Genomic DNA, 21696 nt, shown 5'->3' on the forward strand with positions numbered 1-21696 from the left:
GGGCAATCGAAACCCCGCGCCTTTAGGGCCCGAAATAGCGCCCGCTGCCGCCCAACCGTTGCACGAGCGTAGAAGCCTTCCCATCTCCCGCTACTGAGCGCACGTCGCAGAAGTAAGAGCGCATCAGCGCCGACGCATAGTCCGTCGGCCCGCCATTGCCAACGCGCTGCCAATCGGTGGCCGGCTTGTAGGCGTTCATGCTGGCGGATTCAGCATTCGCGGTTTCGTTCATGTCGACCGCGCGGTTGCCGACCCACTGGTTGGTGTCATTGCGCAGCGTCGCATAGATGCGTCGCTCGGCCGTGTCGCAGCGCAGGCCTTCGTAGTTCACGTTGCGCGCGCCGGTCTTACTGGTGATCAGCACGGTGTAGCGCACTACGTTGTCCTTGCCGATCGACACCGATTTCGGATCGATGGCAAAGCGCAGCGGCGAATCATTGCGGCCGCCCACATCGAACGGCACGGCATCGCGATCGACCGGCGGGGCCGGGAAGGTCACAGCGTCTTCCTTGAAGGGCTTGTCGTTGAATGGGTCCATCAACAGCTTGTCTTCGAGGTCGCCGGTGCGGTTATGGCCACATGCCGTCAACGCCAGCGCAGCCGCCAGCGCGAGCGGCACGAGAGCGCGGCGCGCTCCACGTGTCGTCGTCATCAAATTCACGAATTGTCCTTAGGAGCCGTGTCGTCAGGGTTGGGAGAGGAGGGGGCAGGTGCGGATACGCTCACCGTTTCGACGATGACCGTCGTGGTGGTGACGGTCAGGGCTGGCTGGGCGTACTGCTCGTTTCGGCCGCTCTGGCCGCCAGAACGTTCACGGTGATCGCGCGCATCACGTCCGTCGCGCTCACGGTGCTGCCCGCCGCGCCCGTAGGGCGAGAGCGGTGCGCGCGTCTGCCGCTGCACGAAGCGCGAAAGCTCCGACAGCGCTAACTGATACACCTCGCGCTTGAACTCGATGACGGCTTCGAGCGGCACCCAGTACTGGCTCCACCGCCACGCATCGAATTCCGGATGCTCGGTGGCGCGCAGCTGGATGTCGCAGTCGCGACCGACCATGCGCAGCAGGAACCAGATCTGTTTCTGGCCCCGGTAATGGCCGCGAATTTCGCGGCGGATGAACTTGTCCGGCACCTCATACCGCAGCCAGTCGCGCGTGCGACCGACGATCCGGACGTGTTCTGGCAACAGGCCGACTTCTTCGTGCAGTTCGCGGAACATCGCTTGTTCGGGCGTTTCGCCGTATTTGATGCCGCCTTGTGGAAACTGCCAGGAGTGCTCGCCAATGCGCTTGCCCCAGAACACCTCGTTTCTTGCGTTGATGAGGATGATGCCGACGTTCGGGCGGAAGCCTTCACGATCGAGCATGACTGCACCTCGAATACTTTAGAATTACGCCGATTATAGAGCGGCCCGTCGCTCGGCTGTCACAGACGCCGAAATGTTGCCGCTCACTCGCGCCTCCTGGGGGAGGGGTGCCGATTGCGCGAATGTGCGCTTGGCGCCTCGTCTCATCTCCTGATTCCGGTGGCTTTTGCCCTTGTTTTCGCGGCTTTGGTTGGCCGCGTCATCCCTTATTGTCAGTCGCATGAAAGCGTCCCAATTCTTCATTTCCACGCTCAAGGAAGCGCCCGCCGACGCGGAGATCGTCTCGCACAAGTTGATGATGCGTGCCGGCATGATCAAGAAGCTTGGCGCGGGCCTCTATACGTATATGCCCGTGGGGTTGCGCGTGATCCGCAAGGTTGAGCAGATCGTGCGTGAGGAAATGAATGCCGCTGGCGCGGTGGAAGTGCTGATGCCGGTGGTACAGCCGGGCGAGCTGTGGCAGGAGACCGGCCGCTGGGACAAGATGGGCGACGAACTGTTGCGTTTCAAGGATCGCCACGAGCGCGACTTCGTCATGCAGCCGACGTCGGAGGAAGTGGTGACCGACATCGCCCGCACCGAAATCCGCTCGTACAAGCAACTGCCGGTCAATTTCTACCAGATCCAGACCAAGTTCCGTGACGAGCGCCGCCCGCGTTTCGGCATCATGCGCGGCCGTGAATTCACGATGAAGGACGCGTACTCCTTCGACCGCGACGCCGAGGGCCTGAAGGTGTCGTACCAGAAGATGTACGACGCCTACACGCGCATCTTTCAGCGCTTCGGCCTGGAATTCCGTGCGGTGGCCGCCGATAACGGCGCCATCGGCGGGTCTGGCTCGCACGAATTCCACGTGATTGCCGACACGGGCGAAGACGCCATCATCTATTGCCCGGATTCGGACTACGCCGCCAACATCGAGGCCGCCGAAGCCGTGGCTCCGGCTGCGCCGCGTGGGGCTGTCACCGAGGCGCTTACCAAGACGCATACGCCGGGTCGCGCCAAGTGCGAGGCCGTGGCCGAACAATTGGGTATCCCGCTGCAGCGCACGATCAAATCCATCGTGCTGGCAACCGAAGTCGAGGGCGGAGAGCCCCAGATCTGGCTGCTGCTGCTGCGCGGCGATCACGAACTCAACGAGGTCAAGGCATCGAAGGTGCCCGGCCTGGCCGACTTCCGCTTTGCCACCGAAGGTGAAATCCTGCGCGCGTTCGGCACGCGCCCGGGCTATCTCGGCCCGATCGGCACGAAGCTGCCGGTAAAGGTCGTGGCCGATCGCACGGCGGCTGCCATGAGTGATTTCGTGGTCGGCGCCAACGAAGAGGATTACCACTTCACTGGCGTGAACTGGGGCCGCGATCTGCCCGAGCCCGAGGTCTACGACCTGCGTAACGTGGTGGCGGGCGATCCGTCGCCGGATGGCAAGGGCACGCTGGCCATCTGCCGCGGCATCGAAGTCGGTCACGTCTTCATGCTGGGCACGCGTTACTCCGAGGCGATGAACGCGACGTTCCTCGATGAAAACGGCAAGACCCAGCCGATGGTGATGGGCTGCTACGGCATCGGCATCACGCGGATCCTGGGTGCGGCCATCGAGCAGAACTACGATGCGCGCGGGATCATCTGGCCGGCGTCGATCGCGCCGTTCCAGGTGGTGATCTGCCCGGTGGGTTACGACCGCTCCGACGCCGTGCGCGAAGAAGCGGACCGCCTGCACGCCGAACTGGTCGCCGCCGGTATCGACGTGATGCTGGACGATCGCGGCGAGCGCCCCGGCGCGATGTTCGCCGACTGGGAGCTGATCGGTGTGCCGTTCCGCGTGGTGGTGGGCGACCGCGGCCTGAAGGACGGCAAGCTGGAATTCCAGGGCCGCCGCGACGAAGCTGCCACCGCCGTGGCACCGGCCGACGTGCTGGCTACGCTGAAGGCGCGTCTCGCGCAATAACGCAACGACAGGACCCACCACGCATGCCCCGCTTGTTCTCCGCCCGCCTGATCGCCACTGCGCTGTGCGCAGGGACGTTGCTCGCGGGCACGCAGGCGGCGTGGGCGGGCGCCCAGAAAGAGGAGTACCTGGCGGACTCCGTGCGCAGTGCGCTGTCTGCCGCAGTGGCCGATAGCCGCCCGCTGCGCCCGGTCTTTGCCAGCAACGACGAACAACTCGGCTACCTGCGCTGGCTGGCCGAGATGTCGGTGCGCATGTCGGGCAAGATTCCGCAGGCATCGGTACGCGTCGAGCTGATCGAGACGGCGTATTACGAAGCCAAGCGCGCAGGCCTGGACCCGGCGCTGGTGCTCGGCCTCATCCAGGTGGAAAGCGGTTTCCGCAAGTACGCCATGAGCAGTGCCGGTGCCATGGGCCTGATGCAGGTGATGCCGTTCTGGACACGCAGCATCGGCGATAACGACGCGCGCAAGCTCTTCCATCTGCAGAGCAACCTGCGTTATGGCTGCACGATCCTGCGTCATTACCTCGACATGGAAGGCGGCAATCTGTATCTGGCGCTGGGCCGCTACAACGGCAGCCGGGGGCAGCCGCAATATCCGAATGCCGTGCTGGCCGCCTGGAAGCGCTGGCAATATCAGGAGTCGAGCGCGATGACGGTGTCTGCGCCGGTTCCTGCCGAGCCCCTTCGGCCCGCTCCGCGTGCCAAGGCGTTGCCGGAAGTGCCGGCGCGCAATCCGTTCTCGCCGCTGCGTATTGCTGGCGGTCCGGCTGGCGGTTCGTGATCTTCAGTCGACGAACGGTCGGCCTACAATAGGGCCATCTTTCGCTCGCCCGCATCTCCATCCCGCATGTCCACCTCCCAACCGTACGCGACGATGTCCGACGCGCTGCGCGACTGGCTGCAGCGTCACGTGACCGAAGGTTTCGAAGCCGAATCCCTGGTGGCGTCGATGGTGCAATCCGGCTACGACCGCGCCTTCGCGCGCCGTGTCGTCGATGAGGCGCTGACCGCCCGCGCGCCCGCTCCGATTGCTGCGCCCGCGCCCACACCCGTCGCCGATCAGGCGGTCGAAAACAGCAACGCCGTGCATACCGCCGATGGCGATATCCCCATCCTGTTTGCGATCGAAACGCCGCGCATCGTGCTGTTCCAGCACTTTCTGTCGGACGCCGAGTGCGACGAACTGATCGCGATCGGGCGCAACCGCCTCAAACGTTCGCCCGTGGTGAATCCCGATACGGGCGAGGAAAATCTAATTTCGGCACGCACCAGCCAGGGCGGGATGTTCCAGGTGGGCGAGCATCCCTTGATTGCCAAGATCGAGGCACGCATCGCGCAGGCCGTGGGCGTGCCGGTCGAACACGGCGAAGGCTTCCAGGTCCTGAACTACCAGCCCGGCGGCGAATATCAGCCGCACTTCGACTTCTTCAACCCGGGCCGCAGCGGCGAGGCACGCCAGCTTGAAGTCGGCGGCCAGCGCGTGGCCACCATGGTTATCTATCTGAACAGCGTGCAGGCCGGCGGTGCGACGGGCTTTCCGAAGCTCGGGCTAGAGGTGGCGCCGGTCAAGGGCAACGCGGTCTTTTTCGTCTACAAACGCCCCGACGGCACGCTGGACGAAGACACGCTGCATGCCGGGCTGCCGGTCGAGCGCGGTGAGAAATGGATCGCCACCAAATGGCTGCGTGAACGCCCCTATCGTCGCGGCGCCTGATCGACGTTAGGCGATGGAATACACGTTCCTCTCTGCGACCGTCCTGCTGGTGCTGATCACCGATCCGCTCGGCAACATCCCCATCTTCATCTCGGCGCTGAGGCCGGTAGCGCCTGAGCGCCGCAACCGCGTCGTGCTGCGCGAGGTCGGTATTGCGTTCGTGCTGCTGCTCGTCTTCATGTTCTTCGGCGAGAGTTTCCTGCGCATGATGAGCCTGACCGACATGTCGCTGCAGATTGCCGGCGGCATCGTGCTGTTCTTGATCGCGCTGCGGATGATCTTCCCGCGTGAAGGTGGTGCAGAGTCGCAGCCCACCGGTGAGCCCTTCATCGTGCCGCTGGCGATTCCGGCCATTGCGGGGCCGTCGGCGATGGCCACGGTGATGCTGCTCGTGTCACAGGCGCCCGGGCGCATGTGGACGTGGGTCGGCTCGCTGTGCGCGACGATGGCCGTGTGCGCCGTGGTGCTACTGAGCGCCACGCACATCCAGCGCCTCGTGGGCGAGCGCACGGTGATGGCGTTCGAGCGCCTGATGGGGCTGATTCTGGTGGCGATCTCGGTGGAGATGCTGCTCAAGGGCATCCGCACGTTCGCGCACCAGCTTTGAACGCGGGGCGTGGGCAAACAAAAAGGGCGACACATTAGTCGCCCTTTTTGTTTGCCGCGGTGCCGCCTCAGGTGTTCTTGAGCGCGCGGATGGTCGGCAGGTTGCGCCAGTAGCCCTTGGCGTCCATGCCGCAGCCGAACACGTAGCGGTCCGGCACGTTGAAACCGCAGAAGTCCGGGTACAGCGGCTTGGACTTGCTGAGCGTCTTCTCGCACAGCACGGCGGAATAGAACTCCGCGGCACCCATGTCGATGATGCGCGAACGGATGGCGGCCATCGTCTCGCCTTCATCGAGAATGTCGTCCAGCACCAGCACCGTGCGGCCCTTGACCGATTCGCGCGGTGCCACGCGCCACTGCATCTCGCCGCCCACCGTCTTGTTGTTGTAGCGCGAGAGGTGGATGTAGTCGAACTCCAGCGGGAAAGCCAGCTTGGGCAGCAGCATGCCGGTAAAGACGGCCGCGCCGCCCATCACGGATAGCACCATCGGAAAGGTGTCACCGATCTTCTCGGTGATCTGTTCGGCCATGCGGTCCAGCGAGCCGCGCACGGCGTCTTCGCTGACGATTTCTTCGGAGTTGGCCCAGAGTTCGCGGGCCTGTTCTGCGCTCAGCATCGTGTCAGTTCGGTGAAACGGTTCGGTGTGTCGATCAAAGGTGCGATTCAGGAAGGAGGGTAGCCCGCTCAGCGGCCGCCGAACATCCCCTTCATGCCGCCTTTCATGCCGCCCATGGCGCGCATCATCTTCATCATGCCGCCGCCTTTGAGCTTTTTCATCATGGATTGCATCTGCTCGAATTGGTTGAGCAGACGGTTGACTTCCTGCACCTGCACGCCCGCACCGGCGGCAATGCGGCGCTTGCGGCTCGCCTTGATGAGTTCGGGTTTGGCACGCTCTGCGGCCGTCATGCTGTTGATGATGCCTTCCATGCGGCGGACCTGCTTTTCGGCCTGGTCCATGTTGGCACCCTGCGCCTGCTGCGCGAACTGTGCAGGCAGCTTGTCCATCAGGCCGCCCAGGCCGCCCATCTTCTTCATCTGGCCAATCTGGGCCTTGAAGTCTTCGAGGTCGAAGCCGCCGGTCTTCTTGATCTTGGCGGCAAGCTTCTGCGCCTCTTCCATGTCGACACCACGCTGGGCTTCTTCCACCAGCGCGAGGATGTCGCCCATGCCCAGAATCCGCTGGGCCATGCGGTCGGGATAGAACGGCTCCAGCCCGTCGAGCTTTTCGGCCACGCCGACGAACTTGATCGGCTTGCCCGTGATGTGACGCACCGACAGCGCCGCGCCACCGCGCGCATCCCCGTCGAGCTTGGTCAACACCACGCCGGTCAGAGGCAGGGTGTCGTTGAAGGCCTTGGCGGTATTGACGGCATCCTGGCCGAGCATCGCGTCGACCACGAACAGCGTTTCGGCCGGCTTGAGCGTGGCGTGGAGCGCGGCGATTTCTTGCATCATCGCCTCGTCGATGCCAAGGCGGCCGGCGGTATCGACGATCAGCACGTCGTGGTAGTGCTTCTTGGCCCAATCCAGTGCTGCAGCGGCAATGTCTACAGGCTTCTGGTCCGGCTGCGAGGGGAAGAAGTCCGCGCCGACCTGCTCGGAAACAGTCTTCAACTGCGCGATGGCGGCGGGGCGATATACGTCGCACGACACCGTCAGCACTTTCTTCTTCTTGTTCTCTTTGAGCCACTTGGCGAGCTTGCCGACCGTGGTGGTCTTACCCGCGCCCTGCAGACCGGCCATGAGGATGATCGCGGGCGGCGTGACGTTGAGGTTCAGCTCCGCCGCGCGGCCGCCCATGATGTTGCTGCCGACGCCTTCCAGCGCTTCCTGGCCGCCGATGATGGCCGTCAGTTCGCGCTGCACGATGCCGACCAGCGCCTGGCCAGGCGAAAGGCTCGTGATGACGTCTTCGCCGAGCGCTTTTTCCTTGACGCGGGCAATGAACTCGCGCACGACCGGCAGCGCCACGTCGGCTTCGAGCAGTGCCAGGCGGACTTCGCGCAGCATCTCGGCGGTGTTGGCTTCGGTCAGGCGCGCTTCGCCGCGCATGGTCTTGACCACGCGCGCAAGCCGTTGGGTCAGGTTATCCAGCATGACAGTGACAGAGATCCGGAATTGGGGACGGGATGAAGAGGAGGCCGGCGCGCATTTGGCTTGCACCGGCAGGGAATGTACTTAATGCGCGCATGTTGCGTTCCCGCCCAACGAGGCTTTCGGCGGGGGCAGGCCCCAGCCAAAACCGGGGTGCGCTGCGGTAAACTGTGCAAATGGCAATTGTACTGTATGCGCTGACGGCGCTTCTCTACGGCATCCTCGCTTCGGTAGCGTGGGCGCGACGCGGTGGGCTGGGTGCCCAGGCCCCGGCGGGAGCCATGGCGGCAGGTGGTCCGTCGCCGGGTGCCACGGTCCTCGTTCCGCCGCCTCCGGGCGCCGCCGACACGGTCCCGGCCTGGTGGCGCTGGGGTTTGCTGGCCGCTTTGATCGCGCACGGGTTCCTGTTGCACGAGACGATTTTCCCGGCCAGCGCCATGGTATTTGGCTTTGCCTATGCGCTGTCGGCCATGCTGTGGCTGGGCGTGGGCATTTTCTGGATCGAAAGCCTTTTCTTCTCGCTTGCCGGCCTCGGCCTGCTCGTGATGCCGGTGGCGCTGGTCGGAAGCCTGTTGCCGGTGGTCTTCCCTGGCACGCAGATTCTCGGCTATGCGGCTAGCCCGCTGTTCAAGCTGCACTTCGCTATTGCCAACGTCGCCTACGGGCTGTTCACGCTGGCGGCATTCCACGCGATCCTCATGCTGGCTGCAGAGCGCCGACTGCATACGATCAACCGGCCGGAGGCAAGCTGGTTCAGCCGCTGGCTGGATCTGTTGCCGCCGCTGCTCACGCTTGAGAAACTGCTGTTCCGCCTGATCGGCGCGGGCTTCGTGCTCTTGACGCTGACGATCGCATCGGGCGTGCTGTTCTCCGAGCAACTGTTCCACAGCGCCTTCCATTTCGATCACAAGAACATCTTTGCCGTGCTGTCCTGGGCGATGTTCGGTGGCATCCTGATCGGTCGGCGTTTTCGCGGCTGGCGCGGACGTGTAGCGCTGCGCTGGGTGATGGCGTCCTTTGCGATCCTGCTGCTGGCGTACGTGGGCAGCCGCTTCGTGCTCGAAGTCATCCTGCATCGCGCCTAGTGCGCCCCTGGCGCCTGCGCCGTTACTTGCCCTTGTCTGTTCTCCATGTCCCGTCCTGTCCTGCTGATCCTGATGCTGCTCGCCGGCTGGTGGTGGTTGAGCCGCCTTGGGACGCGTTCCTCCCGCTTTTCGGGGCAGGGCCAGGCAGCCTCGCGCGGGCAGGGCGCGGCCAATCGCACGCCTGAGCCCCAGGCCTCGCAACCCATCGAGCAATGTGCCGTGTGCGGCGTGCATGCACCGCGCACCGGCATGATCGCGCTGCCGGGCGGCCGCTATCGCTGCCCCGAGCATGCTGACCGAGGCAACACGTGACGCCCGAAGCGTCGGGTGCCGTGCGGGCAACGCCATCCGCCGCGCGTAGCCTGCTCTCGCGCCTGAACGCCTGGCGCGCGCTCCGTTCGGTCTGGCTGGAGCCCGATCCGCCTGAATTCCAATGGCGCCTGCTGCGCTATTTCGCCTTCAGCCGCGCAGCCGTGGCGTTGGTGCTGTTGCTATTCGTGATGGTGCCGCGCGAGCACAACGACGCAGTCGGCCTGCCCAATAGCGATGCCCTGCTCAGCCTGACGCTGCCGTATCTGGCGATGGCCCTGCTGATTCTGGCGGCGGCCGGCTGGTGGCGCACGCGATTCCAATTCCGCGTGCGACTGGACGTGGTGCTCGATCTGCTGTTCCTGGGGCTGGTGTATGCCACGCTCTCGCGCCTGTCGGCCAGCGTGGCGATGGTGCTGCTGGTGCCTGTGCTGGCCGCCGGCGCGCTCACCAGCCTGCTGTTTGCGCTGTTCACGGCGGCCGTGGCCTCGATCGTGGTGCTGGCCGATCCGTTCCTGCAGATGATGAGCGACGGAGTGATTGCGCCGGGGCTGGCATCTGCCGGGCTGTACGGCCTGGTCTACATGATGGCCGCGTCGATGATGTACGGCCTGTCGCATCGCCAGATCGCGCAGGAACGTTTGACGATGGCCCGCGAGCGCGAGCTGCGTCTGCAACAGCTCGTCAACCGCCTGATGGTCTACGACATGCAGGACGGCGTGATGCTGGTGCGTGCCGATGGCCGTGTCGTTGCAGCCAACCCGGCTGCGGCCATGCTGCTGGGCGTGCCACAGAGCGCGTTTGTCGGCAGCGGTGCGATGTTGTTTGACTTGAAGGACGTGCCGCATCTGCGCCCGCTGCTCGAAATGCTGCGCCAGTGGCTGCGCCGCAAGAGCCGTCCCACCGATGGCACCGGTGACGACGATGCACCGCGCATCCTCGACCTGCTGCCCGTTGCCTCGGGCGGGCGGGGTGGCCGCGCCATGTTGAGCGCTCGCCTGCGCCTGCGCTTCATCCTGCCGAGCCTGGCCAACCTGCGCAGCGTCTATATGGATAGCCTCGTCAGCTCGATCGGCCGGGGCCTGCCGGGCGAGGGCGGCGAGATGCGTCCACGTATTCCATCGGCCGAGGCTACCGCACAGGGCTGGTCGGTGGACGACGAAGCGTTTCTGCGCCACGAGTTGCATGACACCGTGCTGGTCCATGTGGAAAGCTGGGAGCGTGTGGCGGAGCAGGCGCAGCAGGAAAAGCTGGCCTCGATGGGGCGGCTGGTGGCCAGCGTCGCGCACCAGATCCGCAACCCGCTGGCCGCGATCAGCCAGGCCGCGGAACTGCTGGACGATCCGGGCGACGGCCAGGATGGCGGCGCACACGTGCGTCCGGAAAGCTCCGGCGTGGAGACGCGCCTGCTGCGCATCATCCGTGACAACGTGCGCCGGCTCGATCAGGTGGTCGCCGACGTGCTGATGCTCTCGCGCCGCCCGCGTGGCGAACGCGTGCGCGTGCAACTGGCGCAGGTGCTGCCGGAGGTGGTCGAGCGCTGGCGTGCCGAGGCCCTGCGCCGCGCAGGTGAAGCCACCGAGATCAACCCGAACCTCGTACGCGTGGCGGTCGACCTGGACAAGCCCGTGCTGTTCGACCCGGCGCAGTTGCAGCAGGTCGTGGGCAATATGCTCGACAACGCGCTGCGCTATTGCCGCCGTGTGCCGGGTTCGATCCAGCTGGCCGCCTACGCGCTGGACGATACCCACGCCGAACTCGTGATCTGGAACGACGGCCCGGAAGTGCCGACCGAACAGCAACGCAGCCTGTTCGAGCCGTTCTTCACGAATGACGCACAAGGCACTGGTCTGGGCCTCTACATGGCCCGCGAGTTGTGTAGCGCCAACGATGCGCAGATCCGTTACGGTGCCATCGCACTGGAATCCTTGCTCGATCGCACCGGAGCGTTGACCATGGAGGCGCGCGACACATTGCCGCGCCGCGCCTTCGTCATCACCCTGATGTTTGACCAACCTGCCTTGGCCGTAGCGGAATGATCCGCTGGCCGCGAATTTCCGCCGATCTTCTGCTGATTCATGTCCAAAGCCGCCATCGTTCGCGAACCCATTCTCGTCGTCGATGACGAAGCCGACCTGCGCGAGCTGCTGGAGATATCCCTGCGCCGCATGGGGCACGACGTCGTGCTCGCCAGCGGGCTGGCCGAAGCGCGCGAGGCGCTCTCGCGCCAGCGTTTCGCACTCGTGCTGACCGACATGCGCCTGGGCGATGGCCTGGGCATTGAGCTCGTGCGCCAGCTCTCTGCCACGGCAGATCGCACGCCGGTGGCCGTCATCACCGCTTATGGCAGCGCCGAGAACGCGGTCGAAGCGCTCAAGGCCGGTGCGTTCGATTACATCGCCAAGCCGCTCTCGCTGGACCAGTTGCGCAGCCTCGTGCTCAACGCGCTGGGTCGCCAGCAACGCGATCCCGATCCCGGTAATGCCGACTTGGTGGAGCGCACCAACGACCTGCTGCCAGGCCATTCCGCCGCGATGCAGGAAGTGCGCCGTTCGCTGATGCGCCTGTCGCGCAGCATGGCGCCGGTGGTGATCAGCGGCGAATCCGGCAGCGGCAAGGAGCGCGCTGCGCGCGCTGTGCATGCCCTGTCTGCGCGTGCATCGCGGCCGTTTGTGGCGGTCAACTGCGGTGCGATTCCCGAGAACCTGATGGAAGCCGAGTTCTTCGGCTACGTGAAAGGCGCTTTTACCGGCGCGGACAGCGATCGCCAGGGTTTCTTCCAGGCGGCCAATGGCGGCACGCTCATGCTCGATGAGGTGGCCGACCTGCCGCTCACGATGCAGGTGAAATTGCTGCGTGCGTTGCAGGAGCGCCGCGTGCGCAAGATCGGCGAGAGCCGCGAAGATCCGGTCGACGTGCGCGTCGTTTGCGCCAGCCACCAGAACCTTGCGCGGTTGGTGGCCGCCGGCCGTTTTCGCGAAGACTTGTTCTACCGCCTGAACGTGCTGGAGCTGCGCATGCCCACGCTGCGCGAGCGTGCCGAAGACGTGCCCGTGCTGGCCGGGGTGCTGCTCGAACAGCTCGCCAGCCGCTACGGCGATCCGCGCCCCAAGCGCCTGACGCGTCCGGCGCTGCAGCAACTGTGCGCGTACCCGTTCCCGGGCAACGTGCGCGAGCTGGAGAACCTGCTGGAGCGTGCCTACGCGTTTGCGGAAGGCGAGTCGATCGATGTGGACGACCTTGGCGCGCTGGGCGCCGAGATCGAGCGCTCGCCGTTGTTCCACCGCACGCGCGAGGCGCAGGCTGCTGCAGCCGCCCATCACCCGATGTCGCCGCCGCCGATGGCGAACTGGCCTGATGCCGTCTACATGCCGGCGCCTGTGCCAAGCCCCTTGGGAATGCCGCAACCAGTGGCACAGCCCGAGCCGGCGCCCGTTGCGCAGCCGGCGGAGCCGTCGCTGCCGAGCGTTGCATTGCCGATCGATCTGCCGGCCTACCTGGAGTCGGTCGAGCGCAACGTGATCCTGGCCGCGCTGGACCAGACGGGCTTCAACCGCACGGCAGCGGCCAAGCTGCTCGGATTGTCATTCCGCCAGTTGCGCTATCGCATGCAGCAACTTGGCATCCGTGACCCGCGGGACATTGAAGCGCCGTCTGGCAGCGTGGGTGAACCTGCCGGAAATGGGCTGAACGGCGATGCCTGAACGGTTGCATATCGGTGCTGACGGATGGGTCGATGGCGGGCACCGACATCCGTCGCCGAATATCGACGCGCGGCCCGAAGGCATGCCGATCGACCTGATCGTGCTGCACAACATCAGCCTGCCGCCCGCGCAGACTGCTGCCGATTTCGGCACCAATCACGTGCTCGACTTCTTTACCAACACGCTCGACTGCGACGCGCATCCGTACTTCGATCAGTTGCGCGGCGTGCGCGTATCGGCGCATTTCTTCATCCGTCGCACAGGAGAGTGCGTGCAGTTTGCGCCGTGCGACGCGCGCGCGTGGCATGCCGGTGCGTCGGACTTTTTCGGCCGAACGCGCTGCAACGATTTCTCGATCGGCATCGAAATCGAGGGCACCGACGATCTGCCCTTCGCGCCCGAGCAGTACGCCGCCACGGCGTCGCTCGTGCGGGCGATCTGCGCGGCGTATCCCATTACGGCGATTGCCGGGCACTCGGACATTGCACCGGGCCGCAAGACCGATCCGGGGCCGCATTTCGACTGGGCGCATCTGCGTGCGCTCGGCGGGTTCAACGCGGCGTTGTTTCCGTATCAGTACGCGCTCTGAAATGAAAACGGGCGGCCCGTTGCGAAGGCCGCCCGCGTTTTTCTCCCAGCTGATCCTTCTAGTTCAACACCTCAGTTGCCCATCGCCGGGTCGGACACGCTGTCCTTGCCCGTCTCCATCCGGCCGGCAAAGCGCCGCGTGAAGCCGCCTTGCGGCACCGTCACCGTAAAGTCGTACCAGTTGCCCTGGCGCGCGATCGGCCAGTGCTGGTCGAGCTGCTTGCCGGCTGGGATGTCGAACGTCCACGGGCCGTCGGTGCGGTAGGCGTTGGGTTTGACGGTGAAGGTGCAGCCGGCGGTGCCGGTGTTCATCATCGTGACGTAGACCTCGGCGTTGGCCAGGTCGTAGCACACGCGGATTTCCGGCGCGCTCGAACCCGCTGCCGACACGGCACTCACATCGCCCGAGAAGGCGCGGTGGAAGCCGTTGGGGCCGAGCACCCACAGGTCGTACTTGCCCTTGTCTGCGGTGAAGACGTCCCACGTGTCGTCGAGCATCTTGCCGGGCTCGACCGCATAGCGGCGCGGCACGCGGTCCAGATGCAGACGGTCGTACACGTGGAAGACGGCGGCGGCCGTGCCGGTGTTGCTGAAGATCAGGCGCAGCGCGCGGTTGGTGGCGTCTTCGCGCGCGCTGACGTGCAGCTCGTACGGCAGGGCGCGCGAGGGGCGGGTGCCGGTGGCTTGTGTAGGCATTTGCTGCGCCGTGACGGAGGGCAGCGGTACCTGCGGCTGCAACCCCTGCGCGGTGCGGATGGCGTCGGCAGTGGTCTTGTCGCGGCTGGGCAGCGTCGGCAGCGTTTCGTTGTTCGGGTTGACGAAGTTGAAGGCGCTGGTCAGGTCACCCAGCACGGCGCGGCGGTATGCGCTGATGTTCGTCTCCTGGACGTTGAAGCGCAGCTCCAGGAAACGCAGCACCGACGTGTGATCGAACGCCTGCGAGTTGACCCAGCCGCCGCGGCTCCACGGCGACACGATGTACATCGGCACGCGCGGGCCGGGGCCATAGGGGTGTTGGTCCGTGTGGTATTCGCCGGCCGTGCTGACCGTCGATTTGCCGGCCAGCACGCCGTTGTCATAGGCGGGGGCTGCGGGCGGCGGCACGTGGTCGAAGAAGCCGTCGTTTTCATCGAAGTTGATGAACAGCACGGTCTTGCTCCACACGGCCGGGTTGGCGGTGAGCGCGTTGAGCACTTCCTGCGTGTACCACGCGCCCTGCACGGGGCTCGACGGGCCGGGGTGCTCGGAATACGTGGCCGGTGCAACGATCCACGACACCTGCGGCAGAAGGCCTGCGGCGATGTCATCCTTCAAGGCTTGCAGGAAGCCGCCGTCGGGCATGGTGTTGCCGACACCCTTGATGAGCGGGCTGACGGTTTCGTCGGCTGGCGTGTACGGCGGGAACGGGGTGCCGTCGGCCAGGTTGCCACGCGCGGCGTTGGCATCGCGGTAGGCCTTGAAGCCCGCGAGCGGGTTGTCGGTGAAGTTGTCCGGCATGTTCTGGTAGACCTTCCACGACACGCCGGCAGCCTGCAGGCGTTCCGGGTAGGTCTTCCAGTTGTACGTGACGCTGGCGTCGAGGTGGTCGCCGCTGTTGTCGATGACCGGGCCGCCCGCAGCGCCGGTCGGGTCGTTCGTGCCCGTCCAGTGGAACAGGCGGTTGGTGTTGGTGCCGCCGTGGAACGAGCAGTGGTACGCATCGCACAGCGTGAAGGCGTTGGCCAACGCGAACTGGAAGTCCAGCTCGGCCTGCTTGTAGTAGCCCATCGACTGCGTCTGCTTGTAGGTCGGCCACTTGCTCATGCGGCCGAGGTCCCATGCGTTTTGGGCATCGGGGTAGCTGTGCGGGGTGCCCGAGACGCGCTGCGCGTTGCCGGCGCTGCTGTCGAGGTAATAGGGCAGCACCGTGCGGCTCGGTCCGCTGCTTGGCACGTAGGTCTGCTGCCACACGTTCAGCCCGCCGGCCAGCGGAATGGGGAAGCGGTCGCCGAAGCCGCGCACACCTTGCAGCGTGCCGAAATAGTTGTCGAACGAGCGGTTCTCCTGCATCAGGATCACCACGTGTTCAACGTCGCGCATCGTGCCGGTGGCGTTGTTGGCCGGAATCGCCAGCGCACGGCGGATCGACGGCGGGAAGGCGGCGAGCGCAGCGGCGGAAATCGCGCCCGTGCTGGCCATCTTGAGGAAGTTGCGGCGGCTGCCGTTGTTGGCGTGGTTCGTGTCGGAAGTCATGTCGGTCTCAAACGCAAGTCGATGGGAAGCCGCGCATTACGGAGCGCAGTGCAGGGTCGGCTTGTTGGCCGGCGGCTGGCCGGGTTGATCCGGCTGAGCGGCGCCGGGGCCTGCGCTCGGCGTGCCGTCGTTCGAATCGCCGCCGCAGGCCGACAACGACAAGGTGGCGGCGCACAGCAGCACGGCGGCCAGCCAGTGCGGCCGCGCGAGAGGGTTGATGAAAGGCTTCATGAGCTGTCTCGTTCGGGTTGGGGGAGGGGATCAGGGGCTCAGCGTCGACAGCGGCTGGTGCGAGCCGTTGATCGTCTTGAGTTCGTCCAGCGTCAGCCGGCGTGTCCACATGGCGAGGTCGTCGTAGGCCATCACGCCCTTGAGCGAGCCCGGGTTGTTGGGCACGTAGTTGTGCGTGGCGTCGTCGTTCAGGCCCCAGATCTTGGTGGCCAGGCCATTGAGCTTGGTGACGTCGGTATTGGCGATGGCCTTGTCTTCCACCTTCTGCACGCCCAGCACCGGGTCAAGGATGTAAGCGCTGAAAAGCTTGGCCTGCGCATCGACCGACAGGGCGAGGTAGGCCCACTGGTTGGCGCTGAACTTCATGCCCTGGATGTCGTCGCGCTTGCCGCCGCTGCCCAGGTTGAAGCGCACTTCGCAGCCGCCCCACAGGCCGATGGCGATGCCGGCATTGGAGCCGGAGTAGTAGTCCTTGTTGGCGAGGATGGGCTCGCCAGTGCCGTTGCCCTGCGTGCAGTCCGACTTGAACCAGAAGCCAATCGTGAACTGCGGGCTCTGCGCGATGTCGGCGCCGTTCTGGGTGAGCTTGTAGGCGTCGATGCGCGAATCGACCGAAAGCGCCGTACCGCCAAAGGGGTCGGTTACCGCAGAACCGCCGTCGGTGCCTGCCACCCACGGGCCGATCGTCGAACTGGCTTTACGGTCAGTCGGCGGCAGCGGATCGAAGCTGTAGTACGCGGCCAGGCCGTTGGTGAGCGACGTCGCCAGCGGCGTCGGTGCAACGTAGGCGATCTGCGCAAGCATCGACACCGGCACGTTGTTGCGCACCAGCGTGTAGTTGATGCGGTAGATGCCGCTTGCGGTGGCGATGTTGCTGTCGGTGTACTGCGTGGCCGTGGTGGGTAGCGTGGCGACCTGCTTGCCGTCGCGCAGCACGGTGATGGGGCCGCTCGCTGACGTCGGGTTCTGCCAGTTCAGCACCAGCGATGCGCTGTACGTACCCACGGTGCTCTGGAGGTTGCGCACGCCGATGGTGCTGGCGGTGAGCGCTGCGCCATCCAACTTGTGGGCGGTCGCCGGCACGGCGGCGTTCAATTGCGCCAGCACGGTCGGCACGATGTCAGCCTCGCTCGGCAGGGCCGCGAGCGCGGCTTCCGACGTGGGCGCGGCCATGCCGTTCTTACCGAGCACCGGATTGACGCTTTTGTTCAGCGCGATGAAGGCGGTGCGGTTTTCAAGCGTCGGCGCCGACGTGGTGGCGCCTGTGGCGTCCAGGCCGTGGCTGGTGGTCACGACGACAAGCCAGTCTTCGTTCGGGTTGGCGGTGCGGCGCTGGGCGATGGCAGCCTGCAGCGTGCCCAGCGCCTGATCGACGTTGGCCAGTGCGGCCGCGTACGCGTCGCTCTGCACGCCGGAAGCCAGCGCGGCCGCAGCCGGCGCGGTGTATTGCGCGAAGACGACGTCGTAGCCCGACTGCACCAGCTTCACGCTGTTCTGCGTCACGCAGGTGTCCACCTGGGCGCAGTCGACGAGCGCGTCGAGATTGCCGCCTTGCTGATCCGCCTTGAGCAGCGCCGGCAGTACGGCCGAGCTGACGGCAGCGCCCAGGCGTTGCGTGGTGCCGGCCGCCTTGGCGGCGCTGCGCGCATAGCTGAAGACACTCGGGGCGGCCAGGGTGGTGACGGTGTCGTCCGTCACGCTGTGGCGGTTCTGCCAGGTGCCGGTCAGCACGGTGGCCCAGCTTGGCGTGTCCAGCGGCGCCTGGGCGGTGGTGGTACCCAGCGTGCCGCCCGTCGAAGCCGGCATCACTGCCAGGGTGCCCAGGTTCGGCAAGCTGCGCTGCAGGAGCGCGCTCTGCACCTGCGCATAGGTGGCACCGTCTACCCCGACCACCAGCACTTTCTTGCTGGCGCTGGTGGTCGGTGCGTCCGTGTTGCCCTGGTTGGCGATGGGGCTGCTGTCGCCGCCGCCGCATGCGGTCAAGGTGGTCGCCAGCGTGGCGGCCACCGTCGTGCCCAGCGCAGCCGTCAGCAGGCGGCGGGCGGGTTGATTCCAGTCCATGTCGATTTCCTCGGTCGTTGTGTGCGGCGCTCGGTGTCCCACCGCTGTGATTGCGCTCCCTGCAATGCGACCGAAGCGTAGGGTTGGGGCCTGTCGCTCAAGTGACAGCCGCGGCAAGAATGCTGATGCGGCTATTCGGATTTCTTGAGCGGGGGGAATGTCCAGGAGGGCGCGGAGCGCAGCACGTCTGCACCAGTGCTGTGCGCGGCCCACATGCCCCTACCGTGGATGAGGTGACGTCTATTGAACTTGCGACGTCGATAGAAAGAATTATTCTGAAGAGGCGGTCATTGCGACGCCGCACGCCAGTCCCGCCGACCCGTTGTGCTGCCTGGGATGGCGGGTTTGCGGCACTGCATTTGGGTTGAGAAAACCCCCCTTCGCCGCCATCTGTCAAGACTGGTCTTGTTTGATCGATCCACTATACTTAGGGTCAATCCCGGGGTAACACACTAGATATAGTGGTGACTTTCCGGGATTCTTATTTCGGCGCCACGCGGGGGCGGGCGTACGGCGGGTCAAGCCGACGCTTGGGAGCTGAGAAAAGGCAAGGGTCTTTTCCGTCTCATTTCTCCGCGTAGCGCGAGGGTTCGCCAACGGGTCACCCGCTCGGCGAGCCAATAAAAAACGAACGGTTCAACAGGAGTCCACATGCAGACGGCCCAATCCGAAATCCACTCCGGCACCGCCAACCCCTCGCAATTTGCGCAAAGCGCTGGCGGCACGGCCGTGGCCACCGGCATCGCTTCCGGCGTCAACCTTGCCGACTATAAGATCATTCGCCGCAACGGCGCCGTGGTCAGCTTCGAGCCTTCGAAGATCGCTGTGGCCATGACCAAGGCCTTCCTCGCCGTGAATGGCGGGCAGGGCGCTGCTTCCGCGCGTGTGCGCGAGCTGGTCGACCAACAAACGCAGAACGTCGTGCGCGCACTGCTGCGCAGCCGCCCGAACGGCGGTACGTTCCATATCGAAGACGTGCAGGACCAAGTGGAATTGGCCCTGATGCGCTCGGGCGAGCACGACGTGGCCCGCGCCTACGTGCTGTATCGCGAGCGCCGCGCCCAGGAGCGCGCGCAAGCCGGCGAAACCCAGCAGCAACCGGCCTTCATCGGCCTGAACGTGACCGACGGCGGCATCTCCCGCCCGCTGGACATGGCGGCGCTGCGCAACGTGATCGTCTCGGCCTGCGAAGGCCTGGGCGAAGCGGTGGACCCGGAGCCGATCCTCAAGGAAACGGTCAAGAACCTGTATGAAGGCGTGCCGATGACGCAGGTGTACGACTCGGCCATCCTGGCCTCGCGTACCCTGATCGAAAAGGACCCGGCGTACAGCCAGGTCACGGCGCGTATCCTGATGCACACGATCCGCCGCGAAATCCTCGGCGAAGAAGTCACGCAAGCGGAAATGAGCACGCGTTACGTCGACTACTTCCCGCAGTTCATCAAGCGCGGCATCAACGCCGAGCTGCTCGACGACAAGCTGGCGCAGTTCGACCTGGCCCGCCTGGGTGCGGCGCTGGACGCCTCGCGCGACTTCCAGTTCAACTACCTCGGCCTGCAGACGCTGTACGACCGCTATTTCCTGCACATCAACGAAACCCGCATCGAGATGCCGCAGGCGTTCTTCATGCGCGTGGCGATGGGCCTGGCGCTGAACGAAATCGACCGCGAAGCCCGTGCCATCGAGTTCTACCAGCTGCTGTCGTCGTTCGACTTCATGTCGAGCACGCCGACGCTGTTCAACTCGGGCACGCGCCGCTCGCAGCTGTCGTCCTGCTACCTGACCACCGTGTCGGATGATCTGGACGGCATTTACGAGGCGCTGAAGGAAAACGCGCTGCTGTCGAAGTTCGCAGGCGGCCTGGGCAACGACTGGACCAACGTGCGTGCACTCGGTTCGCACATCAAAGGCACCAACGGCAAGTCGCAAGGCGTGGTGCCGTTCCTGAAGGTGGTCAACGACACGGCCGTGGCCGTGAACCAGGGCGGCAAGCGCAAGGGCGCTGTCTGCGCGTATCTGGAAACGTGGCACCTGGACATCGAAGAATTCCTGGAACTGCGCAAGAACACCGGCGACGACCGCCGCCGCACGCACGACATGAACACGGCGAACTGGATTCCCGACCTGTTCATGAAGCGTGTGATGGAAGGTGGCGAGTGGACGCTGTTCTCGCCGTCTACCTGCCCGGACCTGCACGACAAGGTCGGCAAGGCATTCGAGCAGGCCTACCTGGCTTATGAAGACAAGGTCGCGCGCGGCGAGATCAAGCTCTTCAAGAAGATGCCGGCGCTGCAACTGTGGCGCAAGATGCTGGGCATGCTGTTCGAAACCGGCCACCCGTGGATCACGTTCAAGGATCCGTGCAACATCCGCAGCCCGCAGCAGCACGTGGGTGTGGTGCACAGCTCCAACCTGTGCACGGAAATCACGCTGAACACCAACGACAGCGAAATCGCCGTGTGCAACCTGGGTTCGGTCAACCTGGTCGCTCACCTGATCAAGCAGGCGGACGGCAGCGTGGTGCTCGATCACGAGAAGCTGAAGAAGACCGTGCGCACGGCCATGCGCATGCTCGACAACGTGATCGACATCAACTACTACGCGGTCAAGAAGGCGCGTGACTCCAACCTGCGCCACCGTCCGGTCGGCATGGGCATCATGGGCTTCCAGGACGCGCTGCATGTGCTGCGTCTGCCTTACGCCAGCGATGCAGCGGTGCAGTTTGCCGATACCTCGATGGAAGCCGTGTGCTACTACGCCTACCTGGCGTCGACCGAACTGGCTGAAGAGCGTGGCCGCTACAGCAGCTACAAGGGCTCGCTGTGGGATCGCGGCATCCTGCCGCAAGACTCCCTCAAGCTGCTGGCCGAAGAGCGCGGCGGCTATCTGGAAACGGATATGTCGTCGACGATGGACTGGGACAGCCTGCGCGGCCGCATCAAGCAGTACGGCATGCGCAACTCGAACTGCGTGGCGATCGCCCCGACGGCAACGATCTCCAACATCATCGGCGTGTCGGCCTGTATCGAGCCGACGTACCAGAACCTGTACGTCAAGTCGAACCTGTCGGGTGAGTTCACGGTGGTCAACGACTACCTGGTGCGCGACCTGAAGGCACGCGGTCTGTGGGACGAAGTGATGGTCGCCGACCTGAAGTACTTCGACGGCTCGCTGGCCCGCATCGACCGCATCCCGCAAGACCTGCGCGACCTGTACGCAACGGCTTTCGAAGTGGAGCCGCAATGGCTGGTGGAAGCTGCCTCGCGTCGCCAGAAGTGGATCGACCAGGCACAGTCGCTGAACATCTATATGGCCGGCGCCTCGGGCAAGAAGCTGGACGACACGTACAAGCTGGCCTGGCTGCGTGGCTTGAAGACCACGTATTACCTGCGCACGATCGGCGCCACGCACGTCGAGAAGTCGACCGTGTCGCGCGGCACGCTGAATGCGGTGTCGTCGGGTAGCGATGTGGGTGGTCATTCGGCAACCGGGGCTGCAGGTGCATCCGGCGTGAATTCGGCCGCACCGACCAGCGCACTGGACGCCGCTGCTGCCACCGCGCAGGCCATGCCGGAAGCTGAAGGCGCCGTGTGCACGATGCGCCCCGGCGACCCCGGTTTCGAGGAATGCGAAGCCTGCCAATAAGTCAAAACAGTGTCTGAGGTTGCTCCCGCGCAAGCGGGGGCGCCGTGACCTGAACGACACTGGACTCGCGCTCCAAAAGAGCGGGAGCGACGAGCAAAGAATTAGGAGA

The 21696-nt window shown here is 65.1% G+C and carries 17 protein-coding genes; 10 read left to right on the top strand and 7 right to left on the bottom strand.

What is annotated here, in order from left to right:
- Positions 1 to 22: 22 nt before the first annotated feature.
- A complete protein-coding gene (locus DOD19_RS01035) occupies positions 23 to 652 on the bottom strand; it encodes a CNP1-like family protein (RefSeq protein ID WP_024979160.1) in 630 nt (209 codons plus the stop codon).
- A 5-nt stretch (positions 653 to 657) separates the two neighbouring features.
- Positions 658 to 1365 carry an RNA pyrophosphohydrolase gene (locus DOD19_RS01040; protein ID WP_024979159.1) on the bottom strand — a complete coding sequence of 236 codons (708 nt, stop codon included), beginning with the start codon at positions 1363 to 1365 and terminating at the stop codon, positions 658 to 660.
- Positions 1366 to 1585: 220 nt separating this feature from the next.
- Between DOD19_RS01040 and DOD19_RS01045 the strand changes: the two genes are divergently transcribed.
- The 4 genes from DOD19_RS01045 (at position 1586) to DOD19_RS01060 (ending at position 5635) form a co-directional block, all read left to right on the top strand.
- A complete protein-coding gene (locus DOD19_RS01045) occupies positions 1586 to 3310 on the top strand; it encodes a proline--tRNA ligase (RefSeq protein WP_112183600.1) in 1725 nt (574 codons plus the stop codon).
- Positions 3311 to 3333: 23 nt separating this feature from the next.
- Entirely contained in the window at positions 3334 to 4095 is a 762-nt protein-coding gene (locus DOD19_RS01050; RefSeq protein ID WP_112183603.1) for a lytic transglycosylase domain-containing protein, read from the top strand.
- Positions 4096 to 4161: 66 nt separating this feature from the next.
- On the top strand, positions 4162 to 5028 hold the full coding sequence (locus DOD19_RS01055; protein ID WP_112183605.1) for a 2OG-Fe(II) oxygenase: 867 nt from the start codon (positions 4162 to 4164) through the stop codon (positions 5026 to 5028).
- Positions 5029 to 5041: 13 nt separating this feature from the next.
- Positions 5042 to 5635 (top strand): MarC family protein, encoded by a 594-nt coding sequence (locus tag DOD19_RS01060; RefSeq protein WP_024979155.1) that lies wholly within the window; start codon positions 5042 to 5044, stop codon positions 5633 to 5635.
- A gap of 67 nt (positions 5636 to 5702) precedes the next feature.
- Here the strand turns inward: DOD19_RS01060 and DOD19_RS01065 are convergent, their stop codons facing one another.
- Positions 5703 to 6251: a hypoxanthine-guanine phosphoribosyltransferase gene (locus tag DOD19_RS01065; protein WP_024979154.1), complete on the bottom strand. Its 549-nt coding sequence runs from the start codon at positions 6249 to 6251 to the stop codon at positions 5703 to 5705.
- A gap of 68 nt (positions 6252 to 6319) precedes the next feature.
- Positions 6320 to 7735 carry a signal recognition particle protein gene (gene ffh / locus DOD19_RS01070; protein ID WP_024979153.1) on the bottom strand — a complete coding sequence of 472 codons (1416 nt, stop codon included), beginning with the start codon at positions 7733 to 7735 and terminating at the stop codon, positions 6320 to 6322.
- A gap of 173 nt (positions 7736 to 7908) precedes the next feature.
- On the opposite strand from ffh, the gene ccsA reads away from it, so the two are divergent.
- Genes ccsA through ampD form a run of 5 tightly spaced genes read left to right on the top strand, consistent with a single transcriptional unit; the run spans position 7909 to position 13419 of the window.
- A complete protein-coding gene (ccsA, locus tag DOD19_RS01075) occupies positions 7909 to 8817 on the top strand; it encodes a cytochrome c biogenesis protein CcsA (protein ID WP_024979152.1) in 909 nt (302 codons plus the stop codon).
- A gap of 45 nt (positions 8818 to 8862) precedes the next feature.
- On the top strand, positions 8863 to 9129 hold the full coding sequence (locus DOD19_RS01080; protein ID WP_112183607.1) for a hypothetical protein: 267 nt from the start codon (positions 8863 to 8865) through the stop codon (positions 9127 to 9129).
- A complete protein-coding gene (locus tag DOD19_RS01085) occupies positions 9126 to 11165 on the top strand; it encodes an ATP-binding protein (protein ID WP_112183609.1) in 2040 nt (679 codons plus the stop codon). Before DOD19_RS01080 ends, DOD19_RS01085 begins: the two co-directional genes overlap by 4 nt.
- Before the next feature lie 39 nt (positions 11166 to 11204).
- Positions 11205 to 12830, top strand: a complete 1626-nt coding sequence (locus DOD19_RS01090) for a sigma-54 dependent transcriptional regulator (RefSeq protein ID WP_112183610.1) — start codon at positions 11205 to 11207, stop codon at positions 12828 to 12830.
- Positions 12823 to 13419 (top strand): 1,6-anhydro-N-acetylmuramyl-L-alanine amidase AmpD, encoded by a 597-nt coding sequence (gene ampD / locus DOD19_RS01095; RefSeq protein ID WP_112183612.1) that lies wholly within the window; start codon positions 12823 to 12825, stop codon positions 13417 to 13419. Before DOD19_RS01090 ends, ampD begins: the two co-directional genes overlap by 8 nt.
- A 71-nt stretch (positions 13420 to 13490) precedes the next feature.
- Here the strand turns inward: ampD and DOD19_RS01100 are convergent, their stop codons facing one another.
- Genes DOD19_RS01100 through DOD19_RS01110 form a run of 3 tightly spaced genes read right to left on the bottom strand, consistent with a single transcriptional unit; the run spans position 13491 to position 17942 of the window.
- Complete coding sequence (locus tag DOD19_RS01100; protein WP_112183614.1) at positions 13491 to 15650, bottom strand: phospholipase C, phosphocholine-specific; 2160 nt, start codon at positions 15648 to 15650, stop codon at positions 13491 to 13493.
- 36 nt (positions 15651 to 15686) lie between these two features.
- A complete protein-coding gene (locus tag DOD19_RS01105; protein WP_024979146.1) occupies positions 15687 to 15881 on the bottom strand; it encodes a hypothetical protein in 195 nt (64 codons plus the stop codon).
- A gap of 30 nt (positions 15882 to 15911) precedes the next feature.
- A complete protein-coding gene (locus DOD19_RS01110) occupies positions 15912 to 17942 on the bottom strand; it encodes an alkaline phosphatase family protein (protein WP_112183616.1) in 2031 nt (676 codons plus the stop codon).
- Positions 17943 to 18593: 651 nt separating this feature from the next.
- On the opposite strand from DOD19_RS01110, the gene DOD19_RS01115 reads away from it, so the two are divergent.
- Positions 18594 to 21587 (top strand): ribonucleoside-diphosphate reductase subunit alpha, encoded by a 2994-nt coding sequence (locus DOD19_RS01115; RefSeq protein ID WP_112183618.1) that lies wholly within the window; start codon positions 18594 to 18596, stop codon positions 21585 to 21587.
- Positions 21588 to 21696 lie beyond the last annotated feature (109 nt).

The organism is Ralstonia sp. GX3-BWBA (assembly GCF_003290055.1).
GTDB classification, from domain to species: domain Bacteria; phylum Pseudomonadota; class Gammaproteobacteria; order Burkholderiales; family Burkholderiaceae; genus Ralstonia; species Ralstonia holmesii.